This window comes from Clostridium yunnanense (assembly GCF_016595795.1).
GTDB lineage: Bacteria > Bacillota > Clostridia > Clostridiales > Clostridiaceae > Clostridium_AR > Clostridium_AR yunnanense.
The window spans coordinates 1-15,898 of record NZ_JAENHN010000034.1 but is presented as its reverse complement, the minus strand read 5'-3'; the positions used below and the strand labels follow the sequence as shown (position 1 = coordinate 15,898).

General features: G+C 29.1%; 14 protein-coding genes. 4 read left to right on the top strand and 10 right to left on the bottom strand.

Annotated elements, in window-relative coordinates; translation table 11 throughout:
- Position 1 precedes the first annotated feature (1 nt).
- The 6 genes from JHL18_RS11300 to JHL18_RS11275 all read right to left on the bottom strand — a co-directional run bounded on the left by JHL18_RS11300 (position 2) and on the right by JHL18_RS11275 (position 7,852).
- Positions 2-814 carry an ABC transporter permease gene (locus tag JHL18_RS11300; protein WP_200269200.1) on the bottom strand — a complete coding sequence of 271 codons (813 nt, stop codon included), beginning with the start codon at positions 812-814 and terminating at the stop codon, positions 2-4.
- Entirely contained in the window at positions 811-1,833 is a 1,023-nt protein-coding gene (locus JHL18_RS11295; RefSeq protein WP_200269198.1) for an ABC transporter ATP-binding protein, read from the bottom strand. The genes JHL18_RS11300 and JHL18_RS11295 overlap by 4 nt, the downstream gene beginning before the upstream one ends.
- A gap of 27 nt (positions 1,834-1,860) precedes the next feature.
- Complete coding sequence (locus tag JHL18_RS11290; RefSeq protein ID WP_200269196.1) at positions 1,861-2,886, bottom strand: glycosyltransferase family 2 protein; 1,026 nt, start codon at positions 2,884-2,886, stop codon at positions 1,861-1,863.
- Between the two features lie 16 nt (positions 2,887-2,902).
- Positions 2,903-4,222 carry a DUF6271 family protein gene (locus JHL18_RS11285; protein WP_200269194.1) on the bottom strand — a complete coding sequence of 440 codons (1,320 nt, stop codon included), beginning with the start codon at positions 4,220-4,222 and terminating at the stop codon, positions 2,903-2,905.
- A 727-nt stretch (positions 4,223-4,949) separates the two neighbouring features.
- The gene (locus tag JHL18_RS11280; protein WP_200269192.1) at positions 4,950-5,276 is read right to left on the bottom strand and encodes a hypothetical protein; all 327 of its coding nucleotides are present in this window, start codon (positions 5,274-5,276) and stop codon (positions 4,950-4,952) included.
- 569 nt (positions 5,277-5,845) lie between these two features.
- Positions 5,846-7,852, bottom strand: a complete 2,007-nt coding sequence (locus JHL18_RS11275) for an ATP-dependent helicase (RefSeq protein ID WP_200269190.1) — start codon at positions 7,850-7,852, stop codon at positions 5,846-5,848.
- A 574-nt stretch (positions 7,853-8,426) separates the two neighbouring features.
- On the opposite strand from JHL18_RS11275, the gene JHL18_RS11270 reads away from it, so the two are divergent.
- Entirely contained in the window at positions 8,427-9,902 is a 1,476-nt protein-coding gene (locus tag JHL18_RS11270; protein WP_200269188.1) for a nicotinate phosphoribosyltransferase, read from the top strand.
- A 485-nt stretch (positions 9,903-10,387) separates the two neighbouring features.
- On the opposite strand, the gene JHL18_RS11265 is transcribed toward JHL18_RS11270, so the two are convergent.
- Together JHL18_RS11265 and JHL18_RS11260 are read right to left on the bottom strand one after the other, a co-directional pair.
- Positions 10,388-10,603 carry a hypothetical protein gene (locus tag JHL18_RS11265; protein WP_200269186.1) on the bottom strand — a complete coding sequence of 72 codons (216 nt, stop codon included), beginning with the start codon at positions 10,601-10,603 and terminating at the stop codon, positions 10,388-10,390.
- Positions 10,604-10,723: 120 nt separating this feature from the next.
- Positions 10,724-11,917: an EAL and HDOD domain-containing protein gene (locus tag JHL18_RS11260; protein ID WP_200269184.1), complete on the bottom strand. Its 1,194-nt coding sequence runs from the start codon at positions 11,915-11,917 to the stop codon at positions 10,724-10,726.
- A 138-nt stretch (positions 11,918-12,055) separates the two neighbouring features.
- Between JHL18_RS11260 and JHL18_RS11255 the strand changes: the two genes are divergently transcribed.
- The gene (locus JHL18_RS11255; RefSeq protein ID WP_200269182.1) at positions 12,056-12,568 is read left to right on the top strand and encodes a QueT transporter family protein; all 513 of its coding nucleotides are present in this window, start codon (positions 12,056-12,058) and stop codon (positions 12,566-12,568) included.
- 226 nt (positions 12,569-12,794) lie between these two features.
- On the opposite strand, the gene JHL18_RS11250 is transcribed toward JHL18_RS11255, so the two are convergent.
- The gene (locus tag JHL18_RS11250; RefSeq protein WP_200269180.1) at positions 12,795-13,139 is read right to left on the bottom strand and encodes a hypothetical protein; all 345 of its coding nucleotides are present in this window, start codon (positions 13,137-13,139) and stop codon (positions 12,795-12,797) included.
- A 575-nt stretch (positions 13,140-13,714) separates the two neighbouring features.
- Here JHL18_RS11250 and JHL18_RS11245 point away from each other — a divergent pair.
- Both JHL18_RS11245 and JHL18_RS11240 read left to right on the top strand, forming a co-directional pair.
- Positions 13,715-14,626 carry a DUF5685 family protein gene (locus JHL18_RS11245; RefSeq protein WP_200269178.1) on the top strand — a complete coding sequence of 304 codons (912 nt, stop codon included), beginning with the start codon at positions 13,715-13,717 and terminating at the stop codon, positions 14,624-14,626.
- Positions 14,619-15,209 carry a J domain-containing protein gene (locus JHL18_RS11240; RefSeq protein ID WP_200269176.1) on the top strand — a complete coding sequence of 197 codons (591 nt, stop codon included), beginning with the start codon at positions 14,619-14,621 and terminating at the stop codon, positions 15,207-15,209. Before JHL18_RS11245 ends, JHL18_RS11240 begins: the two co-directional genes overlap by 8 nt.
- A 12-nt stretch (positions 15,210-15,221) precedes the next feature.
- Here the strand turns inward: JHL18_RS11240 and JHL18_RS11235 are convergent, their stop codons facing one another.
- Complete coding sequence (locus JHL18_RS11235; protein ID WP_200269174.1) at positions 15,222-15,455, bottom strand: hypothetical protein; 234 nt, start codon at positions 15,453-15,455, stop codon at positions 15,222-15,224.
- Between the last annotated feature and the right edge of the window lie 443 nt (positions 15,456-15,898).

The following is a 15,898-nucleotide window of genomic DNA, read 5'->3' as shown; positions in this document are numbered from 1 at the left end:
TTTAACCCCCATTTATCACAATTGCTTTTTTAGATTTATTCCAAAAGCAAATTCCGATAATCATCAAAATTATGCACCAAAAAACTTGAAATGCAAAAAGCTTTACCCAATTGAAAACATCTAAATCACCACTGATCAGAGTGTTTATTGGTATATCATAAATGGCTTTAAAGGGTAGCAAATCCATAATATTCTTTATTTTTGGAGGAAAAAAACTTAACGGAATCAATGCTCCAGAACAAAGTGATATAATTACACTTTTCATAGTGTTAATTCCCCAAGTAGCATGAGTATAAAAAACTATCAATCCAATAATAAAATCTATAAAATAACTGATAACAATTGCGATACATAAGCTAATGAAAAAGAAGACTAAATTTAATCCTATTTTAATGAATCCGTCTGTCATAAAAAAAATAATAATAAACATTGGGATAAATATAGTGATAAAATAATCAACACGCCTCCCCATCATTTGAAAAAACAAATATTTCGGAAAGGAGATCGGCTTTGTTATATCTAATATTATCTTTCCAGTTTGAAAAATTCTTTCCATCTCCCAAACAACTTGGACCTCAATAAAGTTACTAATAGCAACAGCTATTACTAAGTAAATCATAGTTTCATTGAAATTCATCCCGTTAACCGTATCACGCATACTTGAAGCAAAGATGGACTTCCATAGGAAATAGATGACAATAAGATAAATTATATTCCCAATTAATGTGGATAGATAACTAAATCTAAAAGTTATTCCTTCAATCATTCCGCCTCGAATCATTGAAAAGTATTTTTTCGCGCTCACTATCATCATTTCACTCCATCCTCATACATTTTTCGCACAATATCTTCAGTCGATACTTCTGATATTCTAATGTCTGCTATTTGTATATAACTTTGGATAGAATTTAAAAGATCTAATACCCGTATTTTTCTTTCATCTACTAGCAAGTCTAGACACTGTTCATTTTCAGTTACTTGTACAGCATCTATATCCTCACAACAACTCTCTATTATTGCCTTAAGCTCTCCCTTTGAATAATTTTTCTCACTACTATATCTAATATTTAGTGTTTTATATTCTCCAAAAAACTTAACTAAGCTCTCAATGCTATCATCATAAATGCTTTTTCCTTTATTAATTACTATAACTCTATTACATAATGCGTCTACATCGCCCATATCATGCGTTGTTAGAATTACTGTAGTTTTTTTTCTTTCATTTAAATCTTTAATCAGCTTATGAATCTTATATTTCATTAACACATCTAATCCAATTGTTGGTTCATCTAAGAACACAATTTTAGGATTATGCAAAAAAGCAATTAGTATATCACACAAAGTTCTCTGTCCTAAAGATAACTGCCTAGCAGGTTTATCAATTATATTGTTAATACCCACTATCTCATCAAACAGTAACATATTATCCTTGAAATCCTCATCATTAACTTCATAAATATCCTTTAAGATATTGAAGGATTCTCTAATTGGCAGTGCCCACCACAATTGAGTTCTTTGTCCAAATACTACACCTATATCTTTTAAATATTTAGAGTGATCTCTATATGGATCTAACCCATTTATAACTATTTCACCGCTAGTTTGTTTCAAAACCCCAATCATCATTTTAATTGTTGTTGATTTACCTGCTCCATTCGGCCCTAAAAATCCAACAATTTCGCCTTCATTAATTTGTAGAGACAACCCATCTACAGCTTTTACTATACTGTAGTCTTTTGAAAATAGATCGGCAATGCTTCCTTTTAAACTAGATCTTCTATTCAATACTTTAAAATCTTTTGTTAAGTTTTTAATATCAACAATTGTACTCATTGCCATATCTCCTATATATTCTTAATCTTAATCGTCGCAAAAATAAAGGTTTACATACCTTTCATTTCTATAAAAAAGTATCATTAAATAATCTTTTAAGCTGCTTGCATAATTCCACACGTATCTTTCTTTTTTATTATCTTTATTATCTGATTTCAAAAGAAAGATTGTTAAATATCTCCTTAATATATTAAATTTAATGCTCTTTTTAACATTGTTGTATAACTCTTTATTCTCTTTTAAACGTTTATCTAATTTTTGGAAAAACTCAATCTTATTTTTCAGATTTAAGAGGACCTTGTCCTTTGTTTTTCTATCTAGTTTATATCTATTTTCATATATTCTATCTCTTTCTACGAAAGCATATATATTATCATTTCCGAAATTATATACGAAGTGTTCCCTATTGATAAAAGCTAACTTATAGTTTTCGAAGATACGATATAAGAGATCCATGTCCTCACTTGCTTTAAGCTTTTCGTCAAATCCACCTATCTTTTCAACGATTCTCCTGTCCATAACTATTGTATTAATGTGGAAACAATAAAAACCTGTATTAATTATATATTCAAAAAAATCATTTCCAAAAAACCAATACTTTTCTGATATATCAACCTTTAGGTCCGAACTCATTTGTTTTGCTGATTCTCTAAACCAGTCACTTTCAGCCACATTAACACAGTTATCTCCTTTTTTTTCAGTCCATAGAGCACTACAAATTTGATAATCAGAGTTATCAAGTAAACTAACGCTTTCTTCTAGATGATAATCCATCCATTCATCATCCGAATCTAGAAATGCTAAATACTCACCTCTTGCTTTATAGATTCCAACATTCCTCGTAGCAGCTGGTCCCATATTCGCTGAATTTCTAATGTATAAAATTCTCTCATCAACTTTCATTTTTCTTTCAACAATTCTAGATGTATCATCACTACTACAATCATCCACAATAATAAGTTCCCAATCTTTGTAGCTTTGTCTTTCCACCGATTGGATAGCTGCTTCTATGCTTGTACACCGATTGTAAGTTGGCATAATTATACTAACCATTTTTCCTTCCCTTCTTTTAAATTTCTTGAATAAAATCATTATAATGTAATGTCATTGCATCTAATGCTTTAATGATATCCTTCCAACTTCTTTGTAATTTGATACTTAACTTATATTCCTCATCTAATTGATTGATTATATTATGCTTTTCTTCTTGTAAATAGTCAGCTACTTTTACATAATCCTCAATATTAGTAGGTCTTAATACCTTTTCTGCAATTGTTTCAATTCTATTAATTCTTTTCTCATACTGTAATTCATCGAATATTTTTTCAAATGAATCTGGTAAAAATTCTTGATAGCTCTCTTTTATTGCATTAATTCCAACTCCATCTTTGCACATCATATCTCCAAATCCAGCCTCAATAAACTCTAAATGATAGCAATCAAAATCAACCATTTTCGCTATTCCTCTCCAATAGCTGGATAAGTTTATATCCTTGATTCTATTTTCATCATGCATATGCAAAATCCTATTAAAATGATATATCACGGGTGCCTTAACCAAAAAAGTAATGAAATAAGTATGATTATCAAACCCTATCCCGTTTTGACCAATGAAATTAGGAATATACCTAAAAACTTCATACATACTTATGTTTCCGCATTCTGGGGACTGACTCACTTCAAAAACACTGCTTAAAACCGGTAGTTTATTTTCTTCATCTTCTTCCTGATTGTATTTAATCTCGAACTGTTCATGAATATCCTCTTCTGGAATTCCACATATTCTCATCATATATTCCATCGCCCTAGGATTTGCTTCATTAACCTTCTGTGTATCTAAATCCCAGTTTCCAGAGTAATCTCCTCCAACAATATAGACTCTTTCATCCTCTTTATAATCTAACTCTTCCTGTTTCATAACGTTTTCAATTTCTTTAACTTTATTTCCTAAATACTTAGCCTCGGGAATAATAGGATAAGATTCCTTTTCCATCTCAAAAACAAAGCAATCTGAATCTCTACGATGAAACCCCTTAGCTCCTAATAAAACTGTTATTAGATAAACAAAATTGCCAATCTTACCATAGTTAATATCATCAGGATAAAGCATTTCTTTAAGTTCATCATAAGGAATTAAACATTTATCGCTTATTCCCTTAACTATTTTCAACATAGAATCTAATCCTATATGATATATGTGTAAATTTCTGTGACTATTTCTCACACTTAGTAAAAAATCATGATTATCCAAGAATATTTCTTTTTTACTATTATCAAGTACCACAAGTCCAAAATCGACTTCCTGATTCTTAATATAGTTAATCTCTTCTAGGATTGACTCTACTGCTTCATTACAAATCCTATGAGTGGGTATTACAAATAACTCCATTTTTTTCTTCCCTTCTTCCTTACATTGTTTAATGATTACGTATAAATTACGTAACTTTTAATAAATAAGTGTTTCACAATCTAATCCTTTACATTTAGTTTCAAAGCAACTTCAACATCAAACTTAATAAAAATAAAATTTGTATAATTTACTAGACTATTAGCATTGAAATTTTTCATTTTATTGCTAATAACTACTTTATAATCTATACAAATCTACAAGAGTGATATTTTTTAGTTCCCAATATTCTGTTACTATTGTTAATATATTGCTTGCTTACCTAATTATATTAACACAACACTATCCGCATGTGAATATATTCCTGTAATTTTTTTCTAACTATATAAAAAATAATTATTTTTTTGTTTCCTTTCACGAAATAGTAATAGATATTTTTTACTAAAAGCCATTTTATTTAAAATTTATACACCTCTTTTATATATTTTTCAGCTTACCCATTTTAGTTTTTCCACAAGTGTATAGCACATCTGTCCAAATAAATAGATATATCTCTTTCTCACAATGTATATTTTTAAGGTTCCTTTTATCCTTTAGAAGATTTTGCATACTTTTAAGATAATCAAGCCTCTCTTATGTTATTTTATGATATCTTCTTCTTCCCCTGGTCCTTATCTCAAATACACCAAGAAAATTTGGCAGATAAAAAAGTTAAAAGGTACTTCTCTTTCGAAGTACCTTTTAAAACATAACAAACTTTTAACTATATTTATTTTATAGTGCCTATTCCCGAAAAACTTCTCCATGAATATCTTACCGGATAGATAAGCAGAAGATTTAAAATTAAAAACAGATGATTGATGTAATCAGCTTTCATCGAAATGTGTATTATAAGTGAAATCATTAAGCTGAAAAAATATAGATAAACTCCCCATTTCTTATATCTTAATATCCCAAGTACTGAAATGAAAGTCACTAAAGATGGTATTCCATAGACTCTTTCCATTGGCGATGCTAGATTTGCAAAAACTAAAGCTGAAAAAATCAAATTAACTATGCCTAAGAAGATTATAAATTTTCTGAACCTACTACTCATAAGAAAACTCCTTCAATAATTACTTTTAGCTTAATGTTACTATTTTTACCATATAAAGTCAAACTAATCTCATTTGTCTATCACTCTATAAACACATACTGCGCCAACAATCTGTTTACTCATAGGTTTCATCAAAATTGCTTTTAATCCGCACTAAAGATCCTGCTAAGAACCGATTTACTTTACCTGCACTTTTATCTGACTTAACATATAGAGATTAAATTAACTGTGTATATGAAGAAAGAGATGAATTTAAAGTTCATCCCTTTTGATTATCATAACAATATTATTATTTAATTATAAAATAATACTCTTCTTTTTTATTCTGAATCTTATAGATGCTACTATAGATTATAAGATTTCTCTACATTTATTTGAATTTCACAGTGAATATTAAGGTTTTTCACTATTAAAAATGTTAAATTTTTATATTTTTAAGAAGTTATATTCTTAACATGAAAACTTTTTAACAATTTAAGAAGTTATGCTTAAAATCAGTGTTTAAAGGCATTTTATCATTTTAAAAGCTTTAATTAAGCACTCCACTTCCACTCAATTTAATTTATTACTTACTGCTTATCAATCTTACTTATAAGCATATTCTCAACCAGTATCTTTATAGAGAACCCTCTCACCATTCCATCATCAAAAGTTATATCAATGTTGTCTTCAGTTGTCCCTTTAACAGTTCCACTACCAAAGCTCTTATGGAACACTCTATCTCCAGAGTTAAATCCATAATCTTCTCTTACTATATATTTATCAATAGCTATCTCGTCTAAGAATCTTGATCTGACTTTAAACTTTCCTCTTAGCATCTTCGGAGAGTATATAAATAGGTTATCCTTAGCTCTGGTTACTCCAACATAAAATAATCTTCTCTCTTCTTCTCCGTCTTCCTCTGCGTTCTTATGAGGGATTATCTCTTCATTAACGTCTATAACATATACATTTTTAAACTCCATACCTTTTACGCCGTGGATAGTACTTAGTATTACAGAATCTTCTTCACTTTTTCTTATACTATTTTTAATGTTTTCTTCTACAGTCTCTACATGAGCTAAGAGAGTTATTATTGATTTAAACTCTCTGCTTATTTCTTTAAATTCCTCTACTATTTCATCAAGTTCGCTTATACTTTGCTTAAACTTATCACTATATTCTCTAAGGTGACTGTAGTATTCTAGTTCAAACAATATAAAATCTATTGCACTGCTTAAGGTCATTTTATTTAGATTAGATATATCTCGTTGAAGTTCGTCCAACTTCTTTAATTGGAAGGGGTGTATATCTTCTAGTTCCATTAGTTTCTTAAAATTGCTTTCCTTAATTATAGATCTGCTTACCTTTTCTAAACTTCCTTTAGATATATATCTGAAAGGTTTATTTATCACTCTTGTAAAGCTTTCTATATCCCAAGGATCAATAGATAACTTTAAGTACGCCAAAATATCCTTGCAAATAAAGTGGTGGAAAAAGTTATACTCTTTATCAAGAAGCTTAAAAGGAATCTTATGTCTTATTAATCCATCTATTATACTTCTTGATTCCATATTAGTTCTATAGAGAATTGCGTTATCCTTATATCTATCTCCTTTATTCTTAGAGCTTTCTACCTTGCTTATTATATCTTCTATTTGCTCGCTTTCATTAAAGGGAATAACAACCTCAAGTCTGCCGCTTTCTTTCCTAAAGTATTGAATCTTTTTATTATTTCTATTTTTATTGTTTGATATAATATTTTTAGACAAATCAACAATATTGCTAGTACTTCTATAGTTATAATTTAAATAAAATTTTTCGCCTTGATCGAAGTTTTTATCAAACTCTACCATATATTCCGGTCTAGAACCTCTGAAGGTATAGATACATTGATCTTCGTCTCCCACTGCAAATACTGAATTTTGTCCATTTAAAAGTTTAAGAAGACTTACCTGAAGTTCATCACAATCTTGGAATTCATCAACTAGAATGTATTTAAAGAGATTTCTATAACCATTTAGAATCCTTGGCTCTCTCATAAAAAGTCCCAAACATTTTAGCTGCAGGTCATCAAAATCCATGAGATTTCTCTGATTTTTATACTCTTCATATGCCTCATAACATTCAATAAATACATCCTTGCTTATAGAAGCCTCAAATTCAACCATTGATGTGTTGGAGGTCTTGAAAATTGATATATTATTTAGTACCTCTTTAACTTTTTCTTCTCCAACTTCATCAAGCTTACCAAGTAAGATTTTATTTATTAGTCTATATCCATCACCTGGATTTATTAAATCTACATTTTTTTCATGTCTTTTTAGTATTTTATAAAATAAACCATGAAAGGTACCGAAGAATGGATAATTTCTCAAATTACATAGCTTCATAAATCTTTCTTTCATATTAAGAGCTGCAGCTCTAGTGAAAGTTATTACAACTATATTACTAGGATCCACCTTTCTTTCTTCTATTAAATACTTAATTCTATTTATTATAACCATAGTTTTGCCGCTACCAGGTGCTGCAATAACTAAGGTATTTCTACTATTACATCTTACTGCTCTCTGTTGAAATTCATCTAAATTAGCCAACTTATTTCCTACTTTCTAGAAATGTATATGTATATAGATAAACCAGTTCCAAATAAGATCTATCCTTCATAATCTTATTACCATTAGCAGTTAACACGAGTATTACTTGATTTTATTAGATAGAACTGGATTATCTATTCCGCTTAAGCAGATGAAACACTTCACCCCTAAATCTATTTTCAAAACTCCTCTGGGTTCTGAGAGGAGTTTTGAAAATATAAAGTTAATTATGAAGCAGTTCATCCACATAAATAAGTAAAGTATAACATTTATTTTAAATTTGATAAACTGGCATATGTCTTCCATTACTGAAATACTCTGCCCTTTTATAAAAAATATATAAAAACCTTTTAAAACACTGAAATGTGGTTTAGCTATCTTTAAAATTTCACTTTTCGTATATAGTTAAAAATCATACGCTCAAGTTTCAGTGCTTCCCTCTATATTATTGACATTATTAATTAAAACTTAAGCTATTTCCCCTTATGAAGCCTAAAAATCACTAAGTATATTGTAATAATTTATTTATAAGGTTACAATATCCTTATGGTATTTCATGTAAAGGAGATTTGCTATGACAAAAGAAACTAACTTCGATGTGAGAAGTTCAAGAAACTTAACAATGCTTGTAGATTTTTATGAACTTACTATGGGAAATGGATATCTAAGAGATGGATTAAAAGATAAGATCGCTTATTTCGATATGTTTTTTAGAAGAGTACCTGATGGTGGTGGATACTGTATAATGGCTGGAGTAGAACAGCTTATAGAGTATCTTAGCAATTTGAAATTTACAAAGGAAGATATCGATTACTTAAGAAGCAAACAAATATTTGCTGAAGAGTTTTTGAATTATCTTGAAAACTTTGATTTTTGTTGTGATGTATGGGCTGTTCCAGAAGGTAACCCTGTATTTCCAAATGAACCTCTTGTAACTGTACGTGGTCCAGTTATCCAAGCTCAATTTATTGAAACTATGATACTTCTTACTATAAATCATCAAACTCTAATTGCTACAAAAGCAAACAGAATTTGTAGAGCTGCTCAGGGCAGAACAGTTATGGAGTTTGGTTCTAGAAGAGCTCAAGGATATGATGGTGCAATTTACGGAGCAAGAGCAGCGGTAATAGGTGGCTGTGCTTCAACCGCTTGTACTATAGCTGAGGAAATGTTTGATATACCGGCATCAGGAACTATGGCACATTCTTGGGTTCAACTTTATCCAAGTGAATATGAAGCTTTTAAGGCTTGGGCTGAAGTTTATCCAGAAAACTGTACTTTCTTAGTAGATACCTATAATGTATTAAAATCTGGTATCCCTAATGCTATAAAGGTTTTTGATGAAGTACTAAAACCAAAAGGTCTTAGACCTAAAGGAATAAGAATTGACAGTGGTGATATAACTTATCTTACTAAAAAATGCAGAAAAATGCTTGATAATGCTGGTTATAGTGATTGCAAAATTGTAATATCCAACTCTCTTGATGAGCACATAATAAATGATGTAATAGCTCAAGGTGCAAAAGTAGATTCTTTTGGTGTTGGCGAAAGACTTATAACAGCTAAATCAGAACCTGTTTTCGGTGGTGTATATAAGCTAGTGGCTATCGAAGATGATGATAATATAATTCCAAAGATTAAGATAAGTGAAAATGAAGAAAAGATAACTAATCCTGGTTTTAAAAAGATTTATAGAATATTTGATAAAGATAATGATATGGCCATTGCAGATTTAATTGCTTTAAATAACGAAGTAATAGGTACTGACAGCACCCTAGAGATCTTTGATCCTGTATACACATGGAAGAGAAAGAAACTTTCAAATTTCTATGTTAAAGATTTGATGGTTCAAGTATTTGACAAAGGAAAGCAAGTTTACGAAAGTCCATCTGTTCTAGAAATAAAAGATTTTGCAAGTGAAGAGACAGAGAAACTTTGGCCTGAAGTTTTAAGATTTGAGAATCCACATACTTATTATGTAGATTTATCAAGTAATTTATGGAGCTTAAAACAAAGCTTATTACATAAATATACTGATCAATACAAGTAATACTTTACAGCAAAAACAGTCTAACGCTATTTAGACTGTTTTTTCATTTCCACAAAAAAATAATTTTCAGCAAACTTTACCTTGTTATAATTCCGTATAAAAAAGCATAGGGTTGCTAGCTCAACTATTACTTTATCAATGCTAAGAGTCATAGGTGTACGATTTTAGAACGTGCATGACTTAAGCTTTCGTAATGGAACCCTATAAAAGAGCATTACCTCATACTGTATTTTAAATTTTTAAACGCCTTCAACAAAACATATGAAGGCTTTTAAAATTATCCTCAGTTTAGGTAATGCCCTTTTATATATGTTAAACATTTATAAATGTTCCACTTAATTACTAAGCTCATATTTTAAAAGCCTCGTCATAAATAAGACAAGTTTTCAAAATAATTTGAAGACTAAGCGGTCACATCTTTAATTAATTTTCAATTATATACTATGTAATTGAATATGTTCAACTTTAATCGATACTTCAAAAAATTAGTAGCTTGAAGAAGCTTTAAATTTTTTAATAAAGTAATCCTCTTCAATTTCTTCTGTAAAATCTGTAATCCTTGTCACTTCTTTTAGTGATGTTGCTGTTAGATGTGTATTAAAGACACATTCATCTTTATCCTGTGATGAACTCTTCATAGGACATTCCTGATCACACTCTACTGCATGGTTATAATTTGACCAAAAAGGACATTGCCCCATAATTATCCCCCCTTTAACATTTAAGATAATCTTTGCCATTTTTCTATAGAGTTATTATATTTTAATTTGACAAAAAAATAAAGAAACATTTTGTTAACAATTTCACTTAGTTAAATTTTTTTATGTAATTATGTTTAACCATTGTAAACATTCTAAATATATATTAGACAAAGTTTCAATATTATGCTTTTGATTAAAATTAGTGATTTCATCTTCGTTCATAGCTTCATAGTTAATCGCCACATTAAGTATTTCATAAAGAAAATTATCCTTTTTTATAAGCGCTCTCTTTATTTCTTCTTCTATAGGCAATTCTTCCATCAAATTTTTCATATCGGTTGAAAAAATAACATCCAAATAAGAGAAAAGCCCTACTAGAAAGGCTGAGGCTCCCAATTTACTGTCAATAGAATTGCATAAAGTCTCACAAAAATGAGCTCTCACCATTGCATTTTTAGATAGTTCCTCATACTCTTGGTTAGTAAAAATATTGAAACTTACTAGTATAGCCCATTTTTCTAATTCTCTTGGTCCGAGTAATGTAATTGCTTGTTTTACAGAATTAATCTTGTTTGGCATACCGAAATGTGCTGAATTAATATATTTAATTAACTTATAACATAATGAGGGGTCTCTTCTAATAAATCTTTCTAAACTCTCAAAATCTGAATTACTATCTTTCAATTCTTTGATAAACACTATAAAACTTGATTTAGCTATAGGACTATGCTTACCTGTAACTATCTTTGGTCTACTAAAGAAATATCCTTGAAAAAGGTCATATCCTACCTTTAGAGCTTTTTCAAAATCCTCTACTGTTTCTACTTTTTCAGCCAATGCTTTAATATTCAATCTCTTTAAGTTTTTACATATTACTTTTTGCTCTTCTTCTGTGGTTAATAAAAAATCAACTTTAACAATATCTATAATCTCAACTAAAGAACTTATATCTTGTTCATTACTAAAATCATCTATTGCAATCGTATACCCCTTAGCTTTCAGATTCTTACATGCACCAATGACTTCCTCTGTAAATTCTACATCCTCAAGTATTTCTACAATAACTATCTCTTTTGGAAGAAGCTTTGGTAACTCATCAATCAAAGTATTTTTAGTAAAGTTTATGAAGGCTTTTTTCCCTTCAGTAAGTTTACTCAGTTCGATTATAGCTGTATTCGATAAAAGTTCCCTAGTCGCTAAATCACCATCTATATTCTCAAACTTATTAGTATAGCTATTTCTATAGAGTAGTTCATACCCAAAAACTTTTTTGCTTCTAGTAAATATCGGTTGTCTAGCTATAAATATTTCCATATAATCTCCTCTAGTTCTATATGTAATCAAAATTATGTCTATTTTTAAAACTTATTTTATTATATGTATATTTGTGATATAATACATTAGATTTTTGTGTTTTATCCTTGTACCCACTAAAAAAAAGGAGGAATTTCAATGAGTACAAAATCCAATATTAAATTTTTAACTTATACCGCTGTAATTACTGCTATATACGTGGTTATGACAGTTACTCTATCTTATATAAGTTATGGACCTTTCCAATTTAGGTTTTCAGAAGTTTTAGTCCTTCTAGCATTTATAGACAAAAAGTACATACCTGGTTTGGTTTTAGGATGCTTTTTAGCTAATATATCTAGCCCATTAGGTCCAATTGACTGGATAGTAGGCACTTCTGCTACATTTCTATCTGTATTTTGCATTAGCAGAACAAAAAACTTATTTGTTGCTACTTTGTGGCCTACAATAATAAATGGACTTTTAGTAGGTGGAGAGCTATTCTATTTAGGATTTATTCCCGAAACAAAGTTATGGATCCATCCACTAATACTTACTTCCGGTTCAGTAGCAATTGGAGAGTTTGTAGTAGTTTCTATAGCAGGATACATACTTTTCAAAGGATTGTTAAAAAATAGTTCTATATTAAATATACTAAAAATTACAAGGTAAAGGTGTTACAACCTTTGCCTTTTTATTTTATATATTCATCTCTACTCTTATTGTAATATTGTAATCAGTTAGAAAAAATACACTTACTGGTTATTTATATACAATTATTACTTATATCGTATTAATTTGCAAATCCTTTAAGATATTTAATATCACAAAGGGAAGATGTAGTATAACATCTTCCCTTTATTTATATTAATTACACTATTTACTGTTTAGGTGAATACTATCTATTATATCTGCATTCTGGATGCACTGTATTTTTAGAAACACTTATATTTATGATTTCATTTTGGAATGCTTTAAGTAATGCTTTTTCAAGTACTTTTTCTTGATCGAAGTTTTCAACATCACGACACTCAGCAAATACTTTGTTTAATTCGCCATTTGCATTTCTATATGTTAATGTAATATAAGGTTTTTCAAATTCTACCTTAACAACCTTTAATCCCCAAGAAATTTGAGCATAGTCACCATCTATACTTAATTTAGTTAGTTCTTTAAGTTTATCTTTTTCTTCGTTTGGATCATTAATGATAAGTAACTCATCACCGATTTTATACTTTGCCATATTTTAGTACCTCCTTAAAATAAAATATATGACTTCCGCTACTAAGGTTAAGTTTACCACTTTCATATACTGTAGTAAAGGAATTTGACGATATTCTTTATTTAATTATATGTTAAAAGCACTTTGTCAAGTAACACTTATACTTTGTATCAATAATAAATGAAAGATATTTCTAAAGTTTATTTATTTGTATTTATTATCATAACATTAATTCCTACCAATAATTTTGCTCTACTTTTTCTTCTTCTATACAGTATATAGGGTTCCATTACGAAAACTTAAGTTATGCATGTTCGAAAATCGTGCACTTATGAATTTTAGGCATACATAACTTAATAGTTGAAGTTGGAACCCTTGTATAATAAGTTTCTAAGATCAATTAGAAAAATAATCTTCTAAAGTTTCTCTAGAGTTTTCATCTATATATCTAATATTTTGTGCATTGTTTAATATTTATCAATCAAAAAGCATAGCAATTCAAGCCTCTATATAAAATTTACCTTAAAAACCTATTAACTTTGCTTTTTTTTGTTATAATTATTTATATTAATTTCAAAACTAAGGAGTGTATATATTTGTTTGGATATGTAGTACCATGTAGGCTTGAGCTTAAGGTTAAAGATTATGAAAGATTCAAATCCTATTATTGTGGTTTATGTCATTCTATAAAATCTATTTATGGTAACATACCTAGATTATCACTAAATTACGATATGACCTTTCTTTCTATTTTACTTAATTCTTTAATCGAAGAAGAAACTGATTATAAGAAAATAACCTGCGCTCTTCATCCTACACAAAAAAAAATAATTGCAAAGAATACTTCAGCCTTAGATTATGCTGCACATATAAATGTAGCTTTATTCTATTATAAGTTAGTAGATGATATTAATGATGATAAAAGTACAAAAGCTAAAATTATGTCACTAATCTTTGTTAACAGTAAAAATCTATTTTCAAAGAAATATTCAGTTATCAATGAATTAATAAATACTGAATTAAATAATCTCACAGAAAAAGAGAACAATTACTCAAAATATACCTTAGACGAAATAGCTCATCCCTTTGGCAATCTTACTGGAGAGCTGATGCGTAAATTCCCTTCAAAATTCATCAATGACTCCACGCATTTAAGAGACATACTATACAATTTAGGATATAATCTTGGAAAATGGATTTATTTAATAGATGCTTTGGATGACCTTAAAGATGATATGGAAAAGAAAAAATTCAATGTTTTCAATAGTTGTCTTAATGACAAAAACTTAAATTTTCATGAATTTTATGAAAGTATAGTTCCAAGAGCAGAGTTTTCTCTTTTAAGCTATGCATCTCGATGTTATAATTCACTTATGGAGTTAGATTTAGCCAAAAACAAAGAAATCCTGGATAACATCCTCGGATTAGGTTTAATGGAAAAATATGATTCAGTAATTAAAAAGTATGAAATTAATAATACAACCGACGGGAGGACACTTTATGAATAATCCTTATGAAATACTTGGTATAAAGGAAGGCGCTTCAGAGGATGAGATAAAAAAAGCCTACAGAGAAATGGCTAAAAAATATCATCCAGATCAGTATGGCAATAATCCATTAAAGGATTTAGCAGAAGATAAAATGAGAGAATTAAATGAAGCTTATGATTATCTTGTAAAAAACGCAAAAAACACTAGCTATAGTAATAACACCAACTATTCTTCTAATGGTTCTACAAATTATGCTGAAATACGTAGAGACTTAGCTTCTGGAAGAATATCCGATGCAGAGTATAAGCTAAATAATATGAGAATGCGTGATGCAGAATGGAATTATTTATATGGCGTAGTTATGCTTCAAAAAGGCCATATGGATTCAGCTTATAATTATCTTCAACAAGCATGCAATCTAGACCCTACTAATGGGGAATATAGAGATACCTTAAATAGAATATCGTCAAGAAATAATTCATATAGACAATCTTATTATAGAACAACAAGAACCAACGATAATCTTGACTGCTGTTTACAGCTATGGTGTCTAGATTCAATTTGTGAATGCTTTGGCGGAGACCTTATTGGTTGCTGCTAAGAAAGAAGGAGTTTATATGAAAGCAAGCCATATTGCAAAGGGAGGGCTGTTTGTAGCCCTAACAATAATTTTTTTATATTTGTCTGGAATCTTACCTACAAATAAATTAGCTCTTGTTACCCTAGCTTCAATAATAATTCCAATATCTATTATGGCAACTTCTATATCATCTTCAGTACTCGTATATATTGCATCTTCTATTTTAGCATTATTATTAGTAAATAAATCTATTGCATTTGCATACATAATATTTTTTGGTTCTTATGGATTTATTAAATACTTTGTGGAACGCATCAATATTATTGTTATAGAATATATACTAAAAACTTTATTCTTTAGTTTATGCTTCTTTGTAATATATAAGTTTTATAATATTTTTTTACTAACTAATATTAGTAATAGTTTTCCACTTTGGCAGCTTATATTAGCAGCTGAAGCTGTATTTTTAATATATGACTATGCTTTAACAGTAGCAATTTCCTATTATATTAAAAGATTTAATAAAAAGTATTAAAGATATGCATTCGAAAAGGCAGATGCGCAAAAAAATCACTGAAGCGGTTTTCGAGGGCACTGAAAAAGTCCCTTTTAGCAAATTAGACCTAGAAAATTGTCAGGAGACAATTTTCTAGGTCTTTTATGTTATACTTAAATTATTAAATTTATGTGGGTGATTCAAATGATTAAAA